The sequence below is a fragment of the Thermotoga sp. Cell2 genome (genome assembly GCF_000789375.1).
Taxonomy (GTDB): Bacteria; Thermotogota; Thermotogae; order Thermotogales; family Thermotogaceae; genus Thermotoga; species Thermotoga petrophila.
The window spans coordinates 1,656,660-1,673,370 of the sequence record NZ_CP003409.1 but is presented as its reverse complement, the minus strand read 5'-3'; the positions used below and the strand labels follow the sequence as shown (position 1 = coordinate 1,673,370).

The following is a 16,711-nucleotide window of genomic DNA, read 5'->3' as shown; positions in this document are numbered from 1 at the left end:
GATGGCCAGAATCACCCTTTCCGATGGTCAGTCGAGGTTTCTGTTTTGGCTGATCGTCGTTATTTTCGGTGTGGCTATAGCTTTGCTGTCTTGGAATATTTATTTGAAATTCCAGCTCAAAAACGTAAAAGTGGAGATTGTGGAGATAAAGCCAGTGGAGATAAAGATACCTGAAGAAATAGAGGCATCCATCTCGTTAACACCTCCACCGACTCCTCTCCTCGTAGAATTCGAGGAGTTCGACTACGAGAAGTTGAGAGACGAGATGGCGAATTTCGTCTCTGAAGATCAGGTGGTTTCCTCCTTCGTTGTGAAGAAAGAAGACGCTCTGAGGATCATCAGAAGGTCGGGTCTTCCGTATCTCATTTCTCCCGTTTCAACGGACACCTATTCGGTGGTGCTCCTCGGTGAGTTCGAGGATTTCTCACAGATTGCCCAGAGGTCTCTTTATGGAGTCTTTGTGATAACAACGTTGTCTGAGAGTCTTTCAAAAGAACTCGCTTACGATCTGAGAGTGGCGGGTTATCCTTCCTATGTTTACGCCTTCCAGAAACTGGATAAGAAGTACTACTCCGTGGTGGTGGGAGCTTTTCCAACACTCCGACTTGCCGAAGATTACTTTGAAAAACTGAACTGGGAAGACATCATGAAGCGGGTGAAGGTGAACAGGCCGGGATACGCCGGGAGGCTGATCAGTCCTTGAGACTCAGAAAGCAACATCAAAGAACAATTCTATTCGTGGCACTTGTTTTCTTCATATTGCTTGGAATTGTTATGGAACGAGAAACGAAAACAGAAGAGGACACAACATCCTCTCAGAAGGTTGTCGCCTTTCCTGTGGAGCTGAACACCGCTTCTCTGGAAGACTTGATGTCGATTCCAGGGATCGGGCCTGTGAAAGCCCAGAGGATCATCGATTACAGAGAGTCACATGGTGGATTTTCGAGCGTGGAAGAATTGAAGAACGTCTCTGGAATCGGAGAAAAAACCCTGGAGAAGATTTCCAGATATGTGACCGTCGAAGGAGTTGAACAACATATCAAAAGAGAAGTCACAAAACTGAACGTGAACACAGCTTCGGTTGAAGAACTCGAAACCCTTCCCTACATAGGTGAGGTAAAGGCAAAAGCCATTGTCGAGTACCGAGAGAAAAACGGTCCCTTTCGTTCTCCCGAAGATCTTCTGGACGTGCCTGGAATAGGTGAAAAGACGCTGGAGAAAATAAGAGGAAAAATCACATTTTGAAAGGAGGAATAAGCATGAAGAAACTGCTCCTACCCCTCGTTCTGGCAGGTGTTCTCCTTGCAACGCTACTCGTTTCACAGAGTTCCTCGAGCCCTTCCCTGAGGGTAGCCTACGTCGATGTTGAAAAAGCGACAGAGAGTTACTACAAGTGGCAGGATCTGAACGAAAAGTACAAGAGAGACTATTCTTTCTATCAGAACAAGTTGAAGGAGATGGAGGATGAGCTCAAAAAGATGCAGGAAGAAGGAAGATCTCAGGAAGAGATACAGGCAAAACAGAAGGAGATTCTCTCGAAAAAGGCTGAATACGAAAATCTTCTGAAGACTGAATACCAGCAGAAGATTCAGGAAGTGATGAAAGAAGTTGTGAGTAAAATCCAGGAATACGCGAGTGTTATGGGATACGATCTTGTGATTGCGAAACAGATGGTTCTCTATGGAAAGCCATCTTACGATATAACAGACCAGGTGATCGCTTACATCAATCAGAAATGATGGATGTTTTGAGGTGCGAGAACCTCAAAAAGAGGTTCGGCAGAAGATACGTCGTGAACGGAGTGAATCTGGAGTTTCACAGGGGTGAGATAGTCGGTCTTCTCGGTCCCAACGGAGCCGGGAAGACCACTATTTTCAACATGATTCTTGGTGTCGTTGTACCGACTTCGGGAAAGATCATCTTCAGGGATGTTGATATAACGAAGTTTCCCGTTTACAGGAGAGCAAGACTCGGTATCACCTATCTTCAGCAGGAGACTTCGATCTTCGGGGGCCTCACTGTGAGGGAAAACATAGACCTCGTGCTTCGCTTCCATGAGAAAGATAAAGAAAAAAGAGAAAGAAAAATAGAAGAACTCCTCCACGAATTCCATCTGAAACACCTCGAGAATCAACCCGCGAGCTTTCTTTCCGGGGGAGAGAAGAGAAAGCTAGAACTCGCAAGAATGATGTGTCTGAACCCATCTTTTGTGCTTCTGGACGAGCCCTTCAGTGGGATAGATCCAAAGACCGTCAAGGAAATACAGAAGATGGTCCTTGAACTGAAACAAAGGAATTTTGGAGTGGTTGTCACCGATCACAACGTGGACGAACTTGCAGAGATCGCAGACAGAATATACGTCATCTACAAAGGAAAGATACTTGCCGAGGGAAGACCGGAGGAGGTTCTGGAAGACGAAACCGTGAAGGAGGTGTACCTCGGAACGTGAAAAAAGTCGTCGTTGTCGGATACTCCGGACCGGTGAACAAATCTCCGGTGTCGGAACTTCGAGATATTTGTCTGGAACTTGGAAGAACCCTGGCAAAGAAAGGGTACCTCGTGTTCAACGGCGGAAGAGACGGTGTGATGGAACTCGTATCTCAGGGGGTCAGAGAAGCGGGCGGAACCGTGGTGGGAATACTTCCCGATGAAGAAGCGGGGAATCCGTATCTTTCCGTCGCCGTGAAAACAGGCCTTGACTTTCAGATGAGATCTTTCGTTCTTTTGAGAAACGCAGATGTAGTTGTCTCGATTGGCGGAGAGATTGGAACAGCGATAGAGATTCTGGGAGCTTATGCGCTAGGGAAGCCTGTGATCCTGCTGAGAGGAACGGGTGGGTGGACGGACAGGATCTCTCAGGTTCTGATAGACGGAAAGTACCTGGACAACAGAAGAATCGTAGAGATTCATCAGGCGTGGACTGTGGAGGAAGCTGTTCAGATCATAGAACAGATTCTCTGAGCCAGTTCATGTATTCAGTCAGGACGTTTTCCACCTTCAGTGTGAAGATCGCGGGTGTTTCGTATGGATGAAGTTTTCTCAACTCTTCGTAGAGTTCCTTTTCTTTTTCTTCTGTAGTCTTGAAAATAGCCGCCCACTCTTTGTCTTGAACGATTTCACCTTTCCACCAGTATCCGGATCTGATTTCGAACGCGTTGAAGCAAGCTATTAGCCTTTTCTCGAGGAGTTTTCTTCCTATCTCGAGCGCTTTTTCTTCATTTGGAAAGGTCGAATACACGAGTATCATTCTATCCCTCCTCGATTAATCTGTGGAGTTTTTCGAAGTGATCGCTTTTTCCCACCACCATGAGCCTGTCCTCCGGGAGTATCTTCGTGTCTCCCGTCGGGTTGAAGATCACCTCTCCTCCACGTCTGATCGCAATGACGATGGTTCCGGCTCTCTTCGCAAGGTTTATTTCACCGAGCGTTTTGTTGGCAACAGGACTCTCTGGGGGTATTACCACTTCCTCTATTCTGAAGGATTCCTCGCCGAAGGAGAGAATGTCCAGGAAGCTTATAGTAGTGGGATTGAGAGCCATCTGAGCGAGCCTCACACCCGCGAGCTCCGATGTAGCGATCACTTTGTCCGCCCCCGCGTAAACGAGCTTGCTCAAAGCCTTCATGTCAGAGACTCTGGATACAATCTCGAGATTCGGATTCAAGGACTTTGCGGTGAGAACAACGAACGTGCTTTTCGCGTCGTCGGGAAGTGTCACCACAAGAGAACGAGCCCTTTCAACCCCCGCTTTCATGAGAATTTCTTCTTCTGTGGCATCTCCCACAACGTAGGGGAATTCCTCTCCCAGAAAATCTTTGAGTCTGGCGATTGCTTCTTCCGATTGATCTATCACAACAAAGGGCTTCTTTGCTTTCATTATCTCCAGGGTGGTGTGCCTTCCTGTTCTTCCCGCTCCCACTACGATGAAGTGTTCTCTGAGTTTATCTATCATCTTTTTCATCCTCCTGTTCCTGAAGTACTCTCCTATGTGTCCCTCAACGATCATCGATGTCACCGATGTGAAACCGTACAGCACGATCGTCACACCAGCGCTTATGAGAATGGAAGCTATCACCTTTCCAGCTTGAGAGAGGTTCTCAGGAATAGAGTATCCCACCGTGGAAACTGTGATGAGCGTGAAGAAAAATGAATCGAAAAGGTTCCACCCTTCTATCAGGTGAAAGGCAACCGTTCCAAAAACAAATACGAACACTATCATGAGTGCGAGTATGATTACATTTTTTTTCACACTTTTATACCTCCTCATACAAATATTACAATATTTTGACTGCCTCTTGTAGTCCTCTCTGTTTGTTTTATAATTAATCAAAATCTCTGGCATATAAATTCCATTTGGGGGGAACGGTAGTGGGAAACCTCAGAAGGCCAAATGCGAACGAAGCGACTGGAACGTTCAACCGCTCAAGGGATGTTGTCCCTATGTCAGGCCTGTGCGCCAAGTGTGTAGATGGCTGTACCGGAGGATGTGAAACCTGGCTTGCGTCGTTCAGGGGAAGAGAGGTTCTCTATCCAGGTCCGTTCGGTGACATCACCGCGGGTGCCGTCAAGGACTATCCTGTTGACTACTCACACCTTAACATTCTCGGGTACGCACGCGGTGCGGAAGGTCTTCCCGAAGGAGTGGAACCAGGTCCTGACACCGCAATATTCACGAACGTTGATACAACCACAGAGTACGGCTGGGACATCAAAGTGAAGATGAAGGTTCCCATATTCACGGGGGCACTCGGTTCCACAGAAATCGCGAGGAAGAACTGGGATCACATAGCGGTGGGAGCTGCCATCAGTGGAATAACGGTTGTCTGTGGAGAAAATGTAGCGGGTGTCGATCCGGATCTGGAACTCGACAGCAACGGAAAAGTGAAGAAATCACCGGAACTCGACAGGAGAATAGAAATATACAAGAGATACCACGACGGGGAATACGGTGAAATACTTATTCAAATGAACGTTGAGGATACAAGGCTGGGTGTTGCGGAGTACGTTATAAACAAACACGGCATCGAAACCATTGAGCTCAAGTGGGGGCAGGGAGCCAAGAGCATCGGTGGAGAGATAAAGGTGAGATCCCTTGAACGCGCTCTGGAACTGAAAAGAAGAGGTTATATAGTTCTCCCCGATCCCGAACTTCCGGAAGTCCAGAGAGCGTTCAAAGAAGGAGAAATCAAGGAGTTCGAAAGACACTCAAGACTTGGTTTTGTCTCTAAGGAATCCTTCCTAAAAGAAGTGGAAAGACTCAGAAAACTCGGATTCAAGCGGATCACCTTGAAGACGGGAGCTTACTCGGCTGTTGAACTTGCCATGGCTCTCAGATACGGTGCTGAGGCGAAGGTGGATTTGATCACCGTCGATGGAGCACCGGGTGGAACGGGTATGAGCCCGTGGCCGATGATGAACGAGTGGGGAATTCCTACGTTCTACCTCGAGGCTTTGACGTATCAATTCGCGGAAAAGTTGAGCAGGAGAGGAATCAGGGTTCCTGACATAGCCATAGCCGGCGGTTTCTCCACAGAAGACGGTGTTCTCAAGGCCATTGCGATGGGTTCTCCGTACGTGAAGGCCGTCTGTATGGGAAGGGCTCTCATGATACCCGCGATGGTGGGAAAGAACATAGGCGAGTGGCTCAAGAGTGGAAACTTGCCGAAGACAGTTTCGAAATACGGAACAACCGTAGAGGAAATCTTCGTCACCTACGAAGAACTGAGATCCCGATTTGGAGAGGAAGAAGTCAAGAAATTGCCTCTTGGTGCCATAGGAGTCTACACGTTCGTTCAGAAGTTCAAAACGGGTCTGCAGCAACTCATGGCGGGTGCGAGAAAGTTCAGGCTCTCTGCTCTTTCCAGGAAAGATCTCATCGCTCTCACAAAAGACGCAGCAGAAATCTCAGGAATTCCATACGTTATGGAATCTTACAGGGATGAAGCGGAAAGGATCCTCGAGGAGTGAAACAAGAAATGGGAAAAATCAAAGGGGAGCTGATGCTCCCCTTCAGCTTTTTGGAAAGACTATGAACTTGATGGCTGTCCGCTTTTCGTTTTCGATCTCGACGTCCGTGAAGGCAGGAACGAAAACGAGATCGATACCACTCGGTGCCAGGTACCCCCGCGCAATGGCGATGGCCTTCACTGCCTGGTTCACTGCACCGGCTCCAATGGCCTGAATCTCCGCTTTACCGTGCTCCCTCACCACACCGGCAATAGCACCAGCGACCTTGTTAGGATCGGACTTCGACGATACCTTCAGTACTTCCATGTTACTTACCCCCTTCGTTGTGTGATCTCAATATTATTTTACCATGTCTCAACGTTTTCTTCTAAAAATGTTCAGTGTGTTCAACCTTTCTCTGATCCACGGAACCGTTCCTGAGAAGAACGACTCCTTCACAGCCTGGATCAGAGAATCCACTTTTTGAGGTGTTCCAAGATCCATCCTGGATATTATGTACGCCGCCGATGCTCTCAAAAAGAACGATATGAACATGGTGAGTCTGATAGCGGATATTCCAAAGGGAAGACTGATGTTCTCCAGCAAGGCAACTAAAACGCTTGCAACTAAAGATCCAGCGAACAAAGAAAGATTGGACAGACTGTTGAACACAGAGAAGGCTTCAGTTTTGAGGGATGAAGGTGCTGTGTACATGAGGGTGTAGAAAACAAGCTGGCTTGTTCCTGCTGTTACGAATATACCAATTATTATCTGGAGGAAGAAGACGTAAAGGAACGATCTAGGAGTCAGTGCCCAGAGGAGAATAACAATCACATGAATCCACAGACAGACTTTGAGAAAGTATTGAAATCCATACCTGTCTCCCAACTTTCCCCAGAAAGGTTGGAAGAGAGTTCCTATGAACATTCCCACTGCGTTCAGAACACTTATTTGAAGATAGGAAAACTCGACCTCTTTTAAAAGCATCACGTTTATATAGACCGTACCAACACCTATGGCAAATTGCCAGAAGGCGAATCCAAGAAGAAAGTTTTTGAAGTGTTCTTCTTTCAGGAGAGACTTCACGGCTTTTGTTATGGAAACAGACGCCTCGCGTGGTTTGTACGGTGGCTCGTACTGTATCTTCAAGAAGTATCCGTTCAGTGCCCCGAGAGAACCCGCTATGAGAAAGAGTGTGCCAAAACCTTTCCAGTTTTCTCCAAGAGAATCGAGTATCGCGCCTGCAAGGAACATAGCGGGAATCTGAACCGCTCCATGAATGAGATTTCTGAAACCAAAGTAGCTTCCAATCATATCTTTTGGTACCAAATCAGACATCCAGCTCTGCCAGAGAGGAGCAGACAGGGCACCAGCGATCTGGATGTAAAAATAAAGAAGATACGCAAAGAGAAGGCCATGCCTGATAGCGGGAAATACGGCGAACAGCAATATGGACGTTCTGGCAGTCCACATCAGTGGAACGATGATCTGTTTCCTGGATTTCAAACGATGTGAGAATGAGAGTGTGAGAAGTTGGAGCGTGTTTGCCAAGAAGGGAATAGAACCGAAAAGGCCGATGAAGAAGCTTGAGGCTCCCATCCACAGGAAATAGCCCGTCAGATAAGCTCCACCGAAGAACTGGTTGATGAGTACGGCCAGTGCTCCTTCTATGATGGATATGTTCAGCGCTCTTTTTATTTTTGGATCCAACACCACTTCCTCCTCAAGTTGTTTTGACTTCAGACATAGTATCACTGAAAGATTAATGGATTGGTTCGGAGAGTTTTAATGTATGTTAATCCTCTAATGCTTTGTCGGGTATAGTATCTTCACCCTCCCATATCTTTTTATTCGTCCATTCCTTGCAGGAATCTTTCCAGAAAGGGTCTGAGGAAGGAAGTCCGAGAGGCAGAAAGACCGTTGTGCACAGATACAGACTGCCTGTTGTAATGTACTCCTCACCGAGTGAGGGTTGAGAACCGATGACACCAATTTTCAACCAGCCGTTTTCATCGAAAGTTGAGGGATTTTCGAAAATCTTTTTGAGAACTGCGGTGAGCGCACACCTGACCTGAGCCGGAGAAAGACTCGCTGGAAGAAGGTGAAGAAGTGACAACTGGCTCAGAAGATGAAAGATCGCCGTCCTGTAGGTTATCGATCTACCGATGATGGGAAACGCTCCTTCAGGGGGTATCATTCTCTCGAGAACAACAGCATACCTCTGAGCCCGCCTCAATACTTTCACCTAAAGCTCTTTCCATTCTGTCTTTTCCTCGGAAAGAATCCTCAGCACGTCTATCATCATCGGATAAATAACGAAACTGTTGTAATAGTCCCACCTGAAAAAAGGACCATCACCGTAAGCTCCATCTCCTTTGTACCAGCTTTCTACATTTTTCAATATCAAATCGACTTTCGTGCTGTCCCATTCTTCCCCTGCGAAGAAGAAAAAAATCTCAACCATGGCGGAAAACAAAAGCCAGTTGGAAAAATAAGGTTCTATCTTTCTTGTTGCCTTCAATTCTCTTATCAATCTTTTCTTTGTAGAAACATCGAGATTTTCCCAGAGAACCTTAGGAGCCCTCAATATAGCCTCTACAAGAAAAGCAGCATCAACCAGTGGTTGTCTTCCTTCTTTGAAGTTCATGTAATCTTTGCAGTTTGGATTCGTTGCAACATCGAGGGATTTGACTGCAAATTCTGATAATCGGGTTGCGATCTTTCTCTCCTCTGGATCCGTGCTCGGACTTTCCCTGTTCAATTCAAGAAACGGGGAGATTCCGCAGAGGATTCTCCCCAGAAGTTCTAGATGTGTGAACTTTCTCCTTTCTTCGCTCTTCTTTCCCTCCACAGGCATTGATTCCTTCAAGCGATCCGATGCGCAAAGCTCAAGAGGCATTTCACAAATTTTTTGAAGAAGAGAAAGCCAGTAGCGCCGAACATCAGTCATAGACATCAAACCTCACTCCACAGTCTTCTCAGTACATGAGCAACGAGTTTGGGTTGTCTGTCTCTTGTGAAAACACCCTTGTGATTGAGGATGGGTCTTCTCACGTTCTGAGGAGTCTTAAAATCTGCAAAGGCCCACACGTGTGTTCCAATGATGTAGTCTTTCTTCAAAAGAAGTCTGATCGTCTTTTCAACGAGCTCTGCTTGGTACTCTTCGGAGAACATCTGAGGTGGGTCGTAGTGGATGCCGGCTATCGCGTCCGCACCGAATTCTGTGACAAAGATAGGTTTTCTGTGCCTTGCATAGAGCTCTTCTATGTCTTTTTCCAGAGCTTGAAGTCCTTCTTCTATCCTTCCCTGATAGATGTACCAGCCGTAGTACCTGTTCACACAGACGATGTCGAAATACTTCAGCGCCACGTCTCTTGTCCTCTCGTCTGGTGCGTCCATCATGCTCACCATGACCACGGGACGTGTTCGATCCATCTCTTTGGCAGTCTCATAAAGGGCTTTGAAGAAACTCTCCGCGTCTGGATGGTTGGACTCGGGTTCGTTCGCCACACTCCACATGATCACGCTGGGATGGTTCTTGTCTCTGTCTATCATTCTTCTTATGTTGTCTTCTGCTATCTTTTGGGTCTCCGGGTTGTAGTGATACCTTGTGATACCAACGTGAGGAGCTTCGTCTATCACAAGGATTCCGAGTCTGTCGGCAAGATCCAGCCACTCTTCACTGTAAGGATAGTGAGATGTTCTGAAGGAGTTTGCGTTGATCCACTTCATCAGATTGAAGTCTTTCACCATCATGGGATAGAACGTTCCCTGTCCCAGAACGGGAAATTCCTCGTGCTTTCCGAATCCCTTCAAAAAGACCGGTCTTCCGTTCAGGTAAAGTCTTTTCTCGTCCCAGCTGATCGTTCGAATTCCAACGTCCAGAGTGTATTCATCTCTTTCGAGGTCTATTCTGAGAGGGTAAAGATGAGGATCTTCTGGGCACCAGAATCTTGCATCATCAAGAACGAACTCCTCTTCGATGAACCTGTCTGTCACTTTGAATCTCTTTTCCACCTCTCCGAGTTTGATCTTCATCTCTTCCCCCATCGCCTCTTCTGAGACTTCCACCTTCACCCGTACTCTTCCGAGTTTCTTTTCTGGTTCAGACTTGCTTGTGTCCACCCAGATATCCAGGATCCTCGAGTGATCCGTGAACTCCACAAGAACCGGTCTTATGATTCCTCCGTATGGAAAGAAGTCAAAATTTGCAGGTGGGAAACTTCCAAAAAATCCCGCCGTGTGTGTGCCACTGTCTGGTACCTTTGAAGGAAAGCCTCCCACCTTCAACTCGTTCTTCACAACCACTTTGAGTTCGTTCTTTCCTGCCTTCACCTTCCCTGTCACGTCTATCTCGAAGGGAAGATAGCCAATGTGGTTTTCTCCCACTTTCTCTTCGTTCAGATAGACTTCACAATCTGTGTTCACGGCGGAGAAGTAAAGCCTGACGTGTTTTTTTGAAAGTTCCTCTGGAACGTAGAAGGTGGTTTTGTGGGTGAAAGGTCCTTCTTCATAGCACAGATCCTGATACTGCTCGTTCCAGCTCCCAGGAACGGCTATGGGCCTTTCCTCCCCGTTCACTTCGAGGGACCAGATACCAGTCGTGTTCATGAGAAATCTTTTCACGCTGTTCCTTGGTTTTAACATGTTGATACCTCCCTTAGTACTCAACTATGATCAGAGAATCAGAATTATGGTTCAGAGTGTCCACCTTTGTGTGATTATCTTTCAAATCAACTTTGGGAACGAACAGGTCTCGAGTCTCCATATTTATTCCCCAAACATCCTTTGGACTGATATCAAGAACTATCTTGGTGGCGTATGGGACATAGAGGACACAGTTTCTTTCGTTCTTTGCGACTCGAATCTCAGGATTTTCTGGACTCAGAAGAACTCCCTGAGATGGTTTCAAACCGAAGAAATTGAACTTCTCTATCAACCATCTTGCAAAACAGACATCGTTTGCTCCCTTCATTTTGAGAGCTTCTTTCCATGTAAAAGATGAAAGATGTCTTTCGGTTTCTTCTCCAGCTACTTCACACCAGTTCCAGATTCCGTGAGCCCCATAACCGATTCCAAAAAAAGAACCAGAAAGGAAGCTCTGCCAGAAAGCCTTTCTTACATCGAATGGATTGAACCTGTATCCATCTTTCTTGTACCCAATTCCTTCATAACAGATCTCGGCGTTGATAACGGGTTTTCCTCTTTTGTAAAACTCTTGAGCGAGTTTCCAGGTGAGTTCCTGGTGATGCCTGTCGTGACCAGACTGATATGCGTAAAAATCTATGTACTGATCTATTTCCCTGGGTACATCCGTCCATCCCCTAGCAAGATGTATAGAGACTGGACGGTTTGTGTTTTCTTTTATTGTCTTAGTGATGAGCGAATAGTATTCTATTGCTTCGCCGGACCTGAAATCGACATCTCCGCCTGAAAGGAAGATGGGATTGTACTTGTTGAATCTTCTCACCACTTCCTTGGCAAAATCCTCAAGTATTCGTATTGGTAAAACGTTCGAGGTGTCAGAAACTGTGGCCCATGTTCCGGGAACACAACCACACCAGACAACGACTATAACAGGTGTCATTCCGAGCTCAAAAACCACTCTGACTTTTTCTTCGAGCTGATCGAGAAAGTTGTCTTTCAATATCATTCCGTAATCTTCCCAGGGGGTGAAATTCATCTGAATGGCGTTGAATCCCTGATTCTTTCTTGTTTGAAGATACTCGACCCAATCATCGAAACAAGACTTATAGACCCCTCTCCAGGCGGTATCAGCCAGATAAAGTGTCTTTTTACCGTTGAGAACAAAACAATCCTTGGAAATTTCCATATTGGTCCCTCCCATTTAAAAGGGGGTGGGAAACCCCACCCCCTCCGATTTTCACTGATGATTCCATCATTTGTCCATGTAGTACTGCTCTGCGTGCTGGCCATCTCCTTCGTTTTCCCAGACGTATTCAGGAGAATCAGGCACGTTTTTGAAGTATTCTTTTACAACCACAGGCCAGATCGGTTCTCCAACGGTTCCTATGAAGAAGATGTTCTTCTTGTGGATGTTTATGATTTCTCTGAAGAGCCTGTCTCTTTCTTTCTCATCGACTGTCATTTTGACCTTTTTCCCAGAGTTCGTATATTCTTCTGATGTCGGATCCTTCGGGTGGTTCTTCACCTGCTTTTCCACCAGAGATATACCATCTCGCGTAAAGTGGTGCCCATGGTCCATCCCAGACGGTTCCAAGTAATCTTCCAGGATCACTTAAAACGGCAGCACATCTATCAAAAGACCACACACCTATTTCAGGTTCCCCTGCTTCGCACCTTGTCATGTAGAGTGATCGTTCTTCTGGTTTTAGAATCACTTTGATCCCCAATTTTTCCCAATATTGCTTTACCATCTCCAAAACATCGACGACTGTATCTGTTACAGAATACTCCACTATTAACTCAAATCTTTTACCATCCGGCCTCAACCTATAACCTTCTTCATCGCGTTTTGTGAGACCCATTTCATCCAATAACTTATTTGCTCTTTCTAGATCGTACTCTGCAAATGCCTTTTCCCATTCCGGATCATAAAAAGCAACACCACTTATTAGTGAAGCTTGGCGTGGTTCTCCTAGATTATGGAAAACCAGGGATGCTATTTCTTCACGATTTATTGCCAGCGAAAGGGCATACCTGAATTTCGGGTTTTGGAATATTTCCCTGAGGACCGGGTCCTGGACATTTTGATTCACATAGAAGGTCACAATACTACCAACACCCCAGATCCATCTCAGTACTCTGTAACCTCCTTTCTCTCTGTTTTCGAGCAGTATAGTAAAGTGTTCTGTTCCAAAATGTCTGGTCTGCATATCTATCTCTCCTGCCATGGCCTTCATCAAAGCCATTTGCTTGTCCTGTATTCTATAAAATACAATTTCATCTATGTATGGAAGTTGATTCCCTTCAGGATCTACTTTGAAGTAATACGGATTTCTTTCAATAATGAGCTGTGTATCTGAATACTTTTTCAGCTTCCACGGGTAGAGAACTGGTAACTCTGGATTTGTAATCCATGAATTTGTATTTGAACCCATCGCACCAAACAACTGCCACCAGTGCTCGTATCCTTCATCTTTTGCCATTTTCGCTTAGTTTTTCAAGGGAAACGTATTTCGGATGGTAATTCTTCAAGTAGTGAGATGGAACAACGAAAACATACCCAGCCTGTCCCTGATATGCCAGCTGGTAAAGAAACAGAGGATAAGGTGCTTCAAAGATGACTTTAAACGTGTATTTGTCGATAATCTCTATCTTCAGAGGTTTTCCTCCAGCTGTTAGCCATGTAGGAATTGTAGGAGTCAATTCTTTGTTCATTAATATATCTTCGTACCAGAATCTCACGTCTTCTGTGGTAACCGGTACACCGTCGGACCATTTTAACCCTTCCCTTATCTTGAATGTGAATGTTCTACCATCATTACTGATCTCCCATCTTTCAAAAACATTTGGGAGAATGACTCCTCCCGTTTTATCGAACATTACCAGTTTTTCAACGGCTATTTTGTCAACATTGGGTTGATCTGGTAAACCAAACCACACCCGCCTCCACGTTCCACCGTACTGTCCTATTTCCTCATAGGGTGTCACCACAACAGGATTTTTCGGCAATCTCTTTTCAACAGGAGGCAACAATCCCTTCTCGACCATCTCTTTCAACATGGGAGCCTCGTTGAACTTCGTGATCTTCTTTCCCGTCAGACGTTCGTAATCAGTGAGGTTGTAATACTCTCCGGGAACGATCTCGTTGAGTCCAATGGCAAGAATCTGAACTACAAAGATCACCATGATAAAACCCCACAGGACCTTCCTAAACATCGTACCACCACCTCCCAGTTTTGAAATTGATATCGCTAAAGATCACAAAAAGCAAACTAAAATTATCCAAAGTCTATCAATATGGTATCAATAAATGTGCAATTAAGTCAAACGATTTTGACACCAAATAATTCTGATATCTATCAATTGGAATCGATTTTTCACAATTACATTTGATTATTTTACGTTTCTTCCTTTTTACAACCTCTTACAACAAAAAAGCGCCCCGCTGAAAGGGGCGCTGGGGTTTTTCGAGAGGAAAAACTCATCCTGAATAATGCTTTTTCATTTCCTCGTTAAAAGGCAGGTTGAGGATATCATCGATGACAGCAACGGCCTGTTCGTAAGATCTGGTTCTTGGATCCCTGACGAGGATCTCCTCCAGAACCCTCCTGTCACCAGATATGAACGCCTCAAGTGCCCACTCCATCCTGAGTATCCTTGGAAGAAGATAGAACTTCTTGATCCTGTCTGTAAGATCAGGCTCTATCTTCTCCGGATGTATCCCCTCTTTATCAACTACCACCGGCACCTCCACCACTACATCGTCCGGTATCCCCTTTATCACCCCTCTGTTCTCTACGTTCAATACAAGCCTCGCCTTCTTGTCGTTCACAAGCGCGTTGATGAAAGGTATGTGCTGTTCTACACTCTCACTGCCTGTTGTGAACACCTCAGGCCACACCTTCGTCAGCTCTATCGTCGGATCTTTCTCCACTTCTTTCGCAAGTTCCATCAGCCTCTTCCTCTGCTCCCTCAAACTCTCGTAGAACTTCGGCCTTTCCACTTCGTTGTCTATCCCCCCAAACTTCCCGTACCATCTCTTCTTCGTCTCAAGATCGTAGTGGTATTTCCATGTCCCACTCCTCACCGTGTCCCCTATCGGGTACATCCCGTAGAACCTGTACATGTCTATCGCTGCAGGTGAAAAGTCCACGTCCCATGGATTCTTCGATTCCCACTTCGATGCGTTCTCCTCTATCCATTCGTCCAGCTTCGGATAGAGATCTTCCCCTCTGCATCTGAACCTGTTCATCCATATCGCATGGTTCACCCCTGCTACCTGCCAGTCTAATTCCTCTGGCTCCACACCGAGTACCTTCGCAAGGTGAAACACGTGCGCATATCCGTGACAGAAACCCACTATCCTCGCCTTCGTAAGCCTCTTCACAAGCTGGGTGATCTCAAAAACGGGATTGGCCGTCTGCAGCATCCACGCATTCGGTGCTATCTTCTCCACTGCCTTTGCTATATCAAGACTCATCTTCAGGTGGTTGTAGTTGCTGAGTGTGTAGTAGTCCGAGACCATGTTCAGCTCCTGGCTGTCTATCCCTCTGTAGTAGCCATGCCTTTCCCCTACTTCCCTCATGATCTCGTAGTGTACGTATCCGTCTTCGTGCCCTGGTGCCCTGTAGAGGGCTGTGTTGATGACAAAGTCTGCCCCTTCAAGTGCCTCCTCAAGGCTTGTCGTCTGTTCCACTGTGTACTCTGCATTCAGTTCCCTGAGGTACTTCGTGACGAGAATGTACGTTGCTTTCAACCTTTCTTCGTCGATGTCCATCAATACCAGTCTCGACCCATACAAATCCGGTGCCTTCGCCAGGTCCCCTACCAGCTTGATCGTGTACCTCACACTCCCCGCTCCTACAAATACTATGTTCGACATGTGTGCACCTCCCTGTTGAATTAATCAATAAACAATTTCCACACCTTTTTCCCTGAATATTTCATACTGATTTTCTGGAGGTTTTCTGTCGGTGATGAGATGATCGATTTTTTCTGCGGGTATCAGATGTGCCAGCGATCTTTTTCCTATTTTGCTGAAGTCAGCGAGTACGAAGATCTCTTCCGCTCTTTCCACGAAAATACCCTTTATTCCCATCTCCATTGTGTTTATCTCGTAAGTTCCCTCTTCCGCGGTCACCCCTCTGCAGGAAACGAAGGCCTTTTTCACAGAGAATTTTTTTCCACACTCTATCGTCAAAGAGCCTTCCACAGCCAGGTTCTCCGGATTCACCTTTCCTGTGAGCAGAACAACGCTTATATCGGAGTTCTTCGAGAGCTCCATTGCAGTGAGCAGGTTGTTTGTGATGACATGAACGGACTTTTGAGACGAGGCCAGGTGTTTGGCAAAGATATGCGCAGTGGTGCTTGCGTCCAGAAAGATGATGTCGTTGTCCTCCACAAAGTCCAGTGCGAGCTGGGCGATCTTCTCTTTTGCCTCCCTGTTTATCGAAAGCCTTCTCATGAAATCTGTTTCCTTCTCGAAGTAGTTCACCTTTCTGATACCGCCGTGTACCTTCCTCACCAGATTCCTTTTCACCAGTTCTGCCACGTCTCTTCTCACGGTGATCATCGAAACGCCGAGTTGTTCCTGAAGATCCTTCATGCTGATGAAACCGTTTCTGTCAACGATATCGAGGATTTCCTTCAATCTTTCCTCTTTCATATCAACACCTCCTTTCCTTTCGAAAAATTTTATCACAAACATCGTTGACTTTTGTGATTAATTTATGATAACTTTATGTATGAATTCGTACCCAGAGGTGATGAATAATGAACGGTGCCAGAAAATGGTTCTTTCCAGATGGTTACATTCCAAATGGGAAAAGAGGATATCTTGCTTCCCATGAATCTCTGTGTATCATGAATACGGGTGATGAAACAGCAAAAATAAGGATCACGTTCCTCTTCGAAGACTCTGAACCAGTTGTTCATGAAGTAGAAATTTCACCAATGAAGAGTTTGCACCTGAGACTGGACAAACTTGGTATACCAAAATGTAAGCCTTACAGCATAATGGCGGAAAGCAGTGTGCCGGTTGTTATGCAACTTTCACGCCTTGACGCTGGAAAGGATCACTACACTCTTATGACAACCATCGGTTATTGGGAGGAGTGATGA

The 16,711-nt window shown here is 46.0% G+C and carries 18 protein-coding genes and 1 pseudogene; 7 read left to right on the top strand and 12 right to left on the bottom strand.

The features are described from left to right. The first annotated feature begins 1 nt into the window (after position 1). From CELL2_RS08645 to CELL2_RS08625, 5 genes are read left to right on the top strand one after another with little or no spacing between them, the layout of a single operon-like run. Complete coding sequence (locus CELL2_RS08645; RefSeq protein WP_038034172.1) at positions 2 to 703, top strand: hypothetical protein; 702 nt, start codon at positions 2 to 4, stop codon at positions 701 to 703. Continuing rightward, a complete protein-coding gene (locus CELL2_RS08640) occupies positions 700 to 1,245 on the top strand; it encodes a ComEA family DNA-binding protein (protein WP_012311322.1) in 546 nt (181 codons plus the stop codon). The genes CELL2_RS08645 and CELL2_RS08640 overlap by 4 nt, the downstream gene beginning before the upstream one ends. A 14-nt stretch (positions 1,246 to 1,259) precedes the next feature. Beyond that, on the top strand, positions 1,260 to 1,739 hold the full coding sequence (locus CELL2_RS08635; protein WP_004080454.1) for an OmpH family outer membrane protein: 480 nt from the start codon (positions 1,260 to 1,262) through the stop codon (positions 1,737 to 1,739). After that, on the top strand, positions 1,736 to 2,449 hold the full coding sequence (lptB, locus tag CELL2_RS08630) for an LPS export ABC transporter ATP-binding protein (protein WP_038034174.1): 714 nt from the start codon (positions 1,736 to 1,738) through the stop codon (positions 2,447 to 2,449). Before CELL2_RS08635 ends, lptB begins: the two co-directional genes overlap by 4 nt. Next, positions 2,446 to 2,961, top strand: a complete 516-nt coding sequence (locus CELL2_RS08625) for a TIGR00725 family protein (RefSeq protein ID WP_004080450.1) — start codon at positions 2,446 to 2,448, stop codon at positions 2,959 to 2,961. The genes lptB and CELL2_RS08625 overlap by 4 nt, the downstream gene beginning before the upstream one ends. On the opposite strand, the gene cutA is transcribed toward CELL2_RS08625, so the two are convergent. Both cutA and CELL2_RS08615 read right to left on the bottom strand, forming a co-directional pair. Continuing rightward, a complete protein-coding gene (cutA, locus tag CELL2_RS08620; protein WP_004080448.1) occupies positions 2,942 to 3,247 on the bottom strand; it encodes a divalent-cation tolerance protein CutA in 306 nt (101 codons plus the stop codon). The two genes, CELL2_RS08625 and cutA, sit on opposite strands and share 20 nt — an antisense overlap. Before the next feature lies 1 nt (position 3,248). Further along, a complete protein-coding gene (locus tag CELL2_RS08615) occupies positions 3,249 to 4,247 on the bottom strand; it encodes a TrkA family potassium uptake protein (RefSeq protein ID WP_012311321.1) in 999 nt (332 codons plus the stop codon). 119 nt (positions 4,248 to 4,366) lie between these two features. Between CELL2_RS08615 and CELL2_RS08610 the strand changes: the two genes are divergently transcribed. Further along, entirely contained in the window at positions 4,367 to 5,965 is a 1,599-nt protein-coding gene (locus tag CELL2_RS08610) for an FMN-binding glutamate synthase family protein (protein ID WP_004080443.1), read from the top strand. A 42-nt stretch (positions 5,966 to 6,007) separates the two neighbouring features. Here CELL2_RS08610 and CELL2_RS08605 read toward each other — a convergent pair whose 3' ends face one another. The 10 genes and pseudogenes from CELL2_RS08605 to CELL2_RS08570 form a co-directional block, all read right to left on the bottom strand. Further along, positions 6,008 to 6,271 (bottom strand): stage V sporulation protein S, encoded by a 264-nt coding sequence (locus tag CELL2_RS08605; protein ID WP_004080441.1) that lies wholly within the window; start codon positions 6,269 to 6,271, stop codon positions 6,008 to 6,010. 48 nt (positions 6,272 to 6,319) lie between these two features. Beyond that, positions 6,320 to 7,654 (bottom strand): MFS transporter, encoded by a 1,335-nt coding sequence (locus tag CELL2_RS08600; protein WP_038034177.1) that lies wholly within the window; start codon positions 7,652 to 7,654, stop codon positions 6,320 to 6,322. Between the two features lie 85 nt (positions 7,655 to 7,739). Next, a pseudogene (locus CELL2_RS08595) lies at positions 7,740 to 8,894 on the bottom strand (DUF2264 domain-containing protein). A gap of 5 nt (positions 8,895 to 8,899) precedes the next feature. Then, the gene (locus tag CELL2_RS08590; RefSeq protein WP_038034178.1) at positions 8,900 to 10,591 is read right to left on the bottom strand and encodes a glycoside hydrolase family 2 TIM barrel-domain containing protein; all 1,692 of its coding nucleotides are present in this window, start codon (positions 10,589 to 10,591) and stop codon (positions 8,900 to 8,902) included. 13 nt (positions 10,592 to 10,604) lie between these two features. Beyond that, entirely contained in the window at positions 10,605 to 11,777 is a 1,173-nt protein-coding gene (locus CELL2_RS08585) for a DUF4038 domain-containing protein (RefSeq protein WP_235231226.1), read from the bottom strand. A 66-nt stretch (positions 11,778 to 11,843) separates the two neighbouring features. Beyond that, on the bottom strand, positions 11,844 to 12,053 hold the full coding sequence (locus tag CELL2_RS09725; RefSeq protein ID WP_241208659.1) for a hypothetical protein: 210 nt from the start codon (positions 12,051 to 12,053) through the stop codon (positions 11,844 to 11,846). Continuing rightward, positions 12,040 to 13,074, bottom strand: coding sequence for an ABC transporter substrate-binding protein (locus tag CELL2_RS09720; RefSeq protein ID WP_241208658.1), 1,035 nt, complete (start codon positions 13,072 to 13,074; stop codon positions 12,040 to 12,042). Before CELL2_RS09720 ends, CELL2_RS09725 begins: the two co-directional genes overlap by 14 nt. Then, positions 13,061 to 13,807, bottom strand: a complete 747-nt coding sequence (locus CELL2_RS09715) for an ABC transporter substrate-binding protein (RefSeq protein ID WP_235231224.1) — start codon at positions 13,805 to 13,807, stop codon at positions 13,061 to 13,063. Before CELL2_RS09715 ends, CELL2_RS09720 begins: the two co-directional genes overlap by 14 nt. Before the next feature lie 265 nt (positions 13,808 to 14,072). Further along, positions 14,073 to 15,473: an alpha-glucosidase AglA gene (gene aglA / locus CELL2_RS08575; protein ID WP_039446242.1), complete on the bottom strand. Its 1,401-nt coding sequence runs from the start codon at positions 15,471 to 15,473 to the stop codon at positions 14,073 to 14,075. Positions 15,474 to 15,497: 24 nt separating this feature from the next. Next, the gene (locus CELL2_RS08570; RefSeq protein ID WP_038034182.1) at positions 15,498 to 16,256 is read right to left on the bottom strand and encodes a DeoR/GlpR family DNA-binding transcription regulator; all 759 of its coding nucleotides are present in this window, start codon (positions 16,254 to 16,256) and stop codon (positions 15,498 to 15,500) included. A 107-nt stretch (positions 16,257 to 16,363) separates the two neighbouring features. On the opposite strand from CELL2_RS08570, the gene CELL2_RS08565 reads away from it, so the two are divergent. Then, a complete protein-coding gene (locus CELL2_RS08565) occupies positions 16,364 to 16,708 on the top strand; it encodes a sensory rhodopsin transducer (protein WP_038034185.1) in 345 nt (114 codons plus the stop codon). Positions 16,709 to 16,711: the final 3 nt, after the last annotated feature.

Bases quoted from the DNA above. Each gene is read 5' to 3' on its own strand.
- CELL2_RS09720 (WP_241208658.1), bottom strand. From the start codon at position 13,074: ATGGCAAAAGATGAAGGATACGAGCACTGGTGGCAGTTGTTTGGTGCG.
- lptB (WP_038034174.1), top strand. From the start codon at position 1,736: ATGATGGATGTTTTGAGGTGCGAGAACCTCAAAAAGAGGTTCGGCAGA.
- aglA (WP_039446242.1), bottom strand. From the start codon at position 15,473: ATGTCGAACATAGTATTTGTAGGAGCGGGGAGTGTGAGGTACACGATC.
- CELL2_RS09725 (WP_241208659.1), bottom strand. From the start codon at position 12,053: ATGACAGTCGATGAGAAAGAAAGAGACAGGCTCTTCAGAGAAATCATA.
- CELL2_RS08605 (WP_004080441.1), bottom strand. From the start codon at position 6,271: ATGGAAGTACTGAAGGTATCGTCGAAGTCCGATCCTAACAAGGTCGCT.
- CELL2_RS08635 (WP_004080454.1), top strand. From the start codon at position 1,260: ATGAAGAAACTGCTCCTACCCCTCGTTCTGGCAGGTGTTCTCCTTGCA.
- CELL2_RS08570 (WP_038034182.1), bottom strand. From the start codon at position 16,256: ATGAAAGAGGAAAGATTGAAGGAAATCCTCGATATCGTTGACAGAAAC.
- cutA (WP_004080448.1), bottom strand. From the start codon at position 3,247: ATGATACTCGTGTATTCGACCTTTCCAAATGAAGAAAAAGCGCTCGAG.
- CELL2_RS08590 (WP_038034178.1), bottom strand. From the start codon at position 10,591: ATGTTAAAACCAAGGAACAGCGTGAAAAGATTTCTCATGAACACGACT.
- CELL2_RS08585 (WP_235231226.1), bottom strand. From the start codon at position 11,777: ATGGAAATTTCCAAGGATTGTTTTGTTCTCAACGGTAAAAAGACACTT.
- CELL2_RS08645 (WP_038034172.1), top strand. From the start codon at position 2: ATGGCCAGAATCACCCTTTCCGATGGTCAGTCGAGGTTTCTGTTTTGG.
- CELL2_RS08565 (WP_038034185.1), top strand. From the start codon at position 16,364: ATGAACGGTGCCAGAAAATGGTTCTTTCCAGATGGTTACATTCCAAAT.
- CELL2_RS09715 (WP_235231224.1), bottom strand. From the start codon at position 13,807: ATGTTTAGGAAGGTCCTGTGGGGTTTTATCATGGTGATCTTTGTAGTT.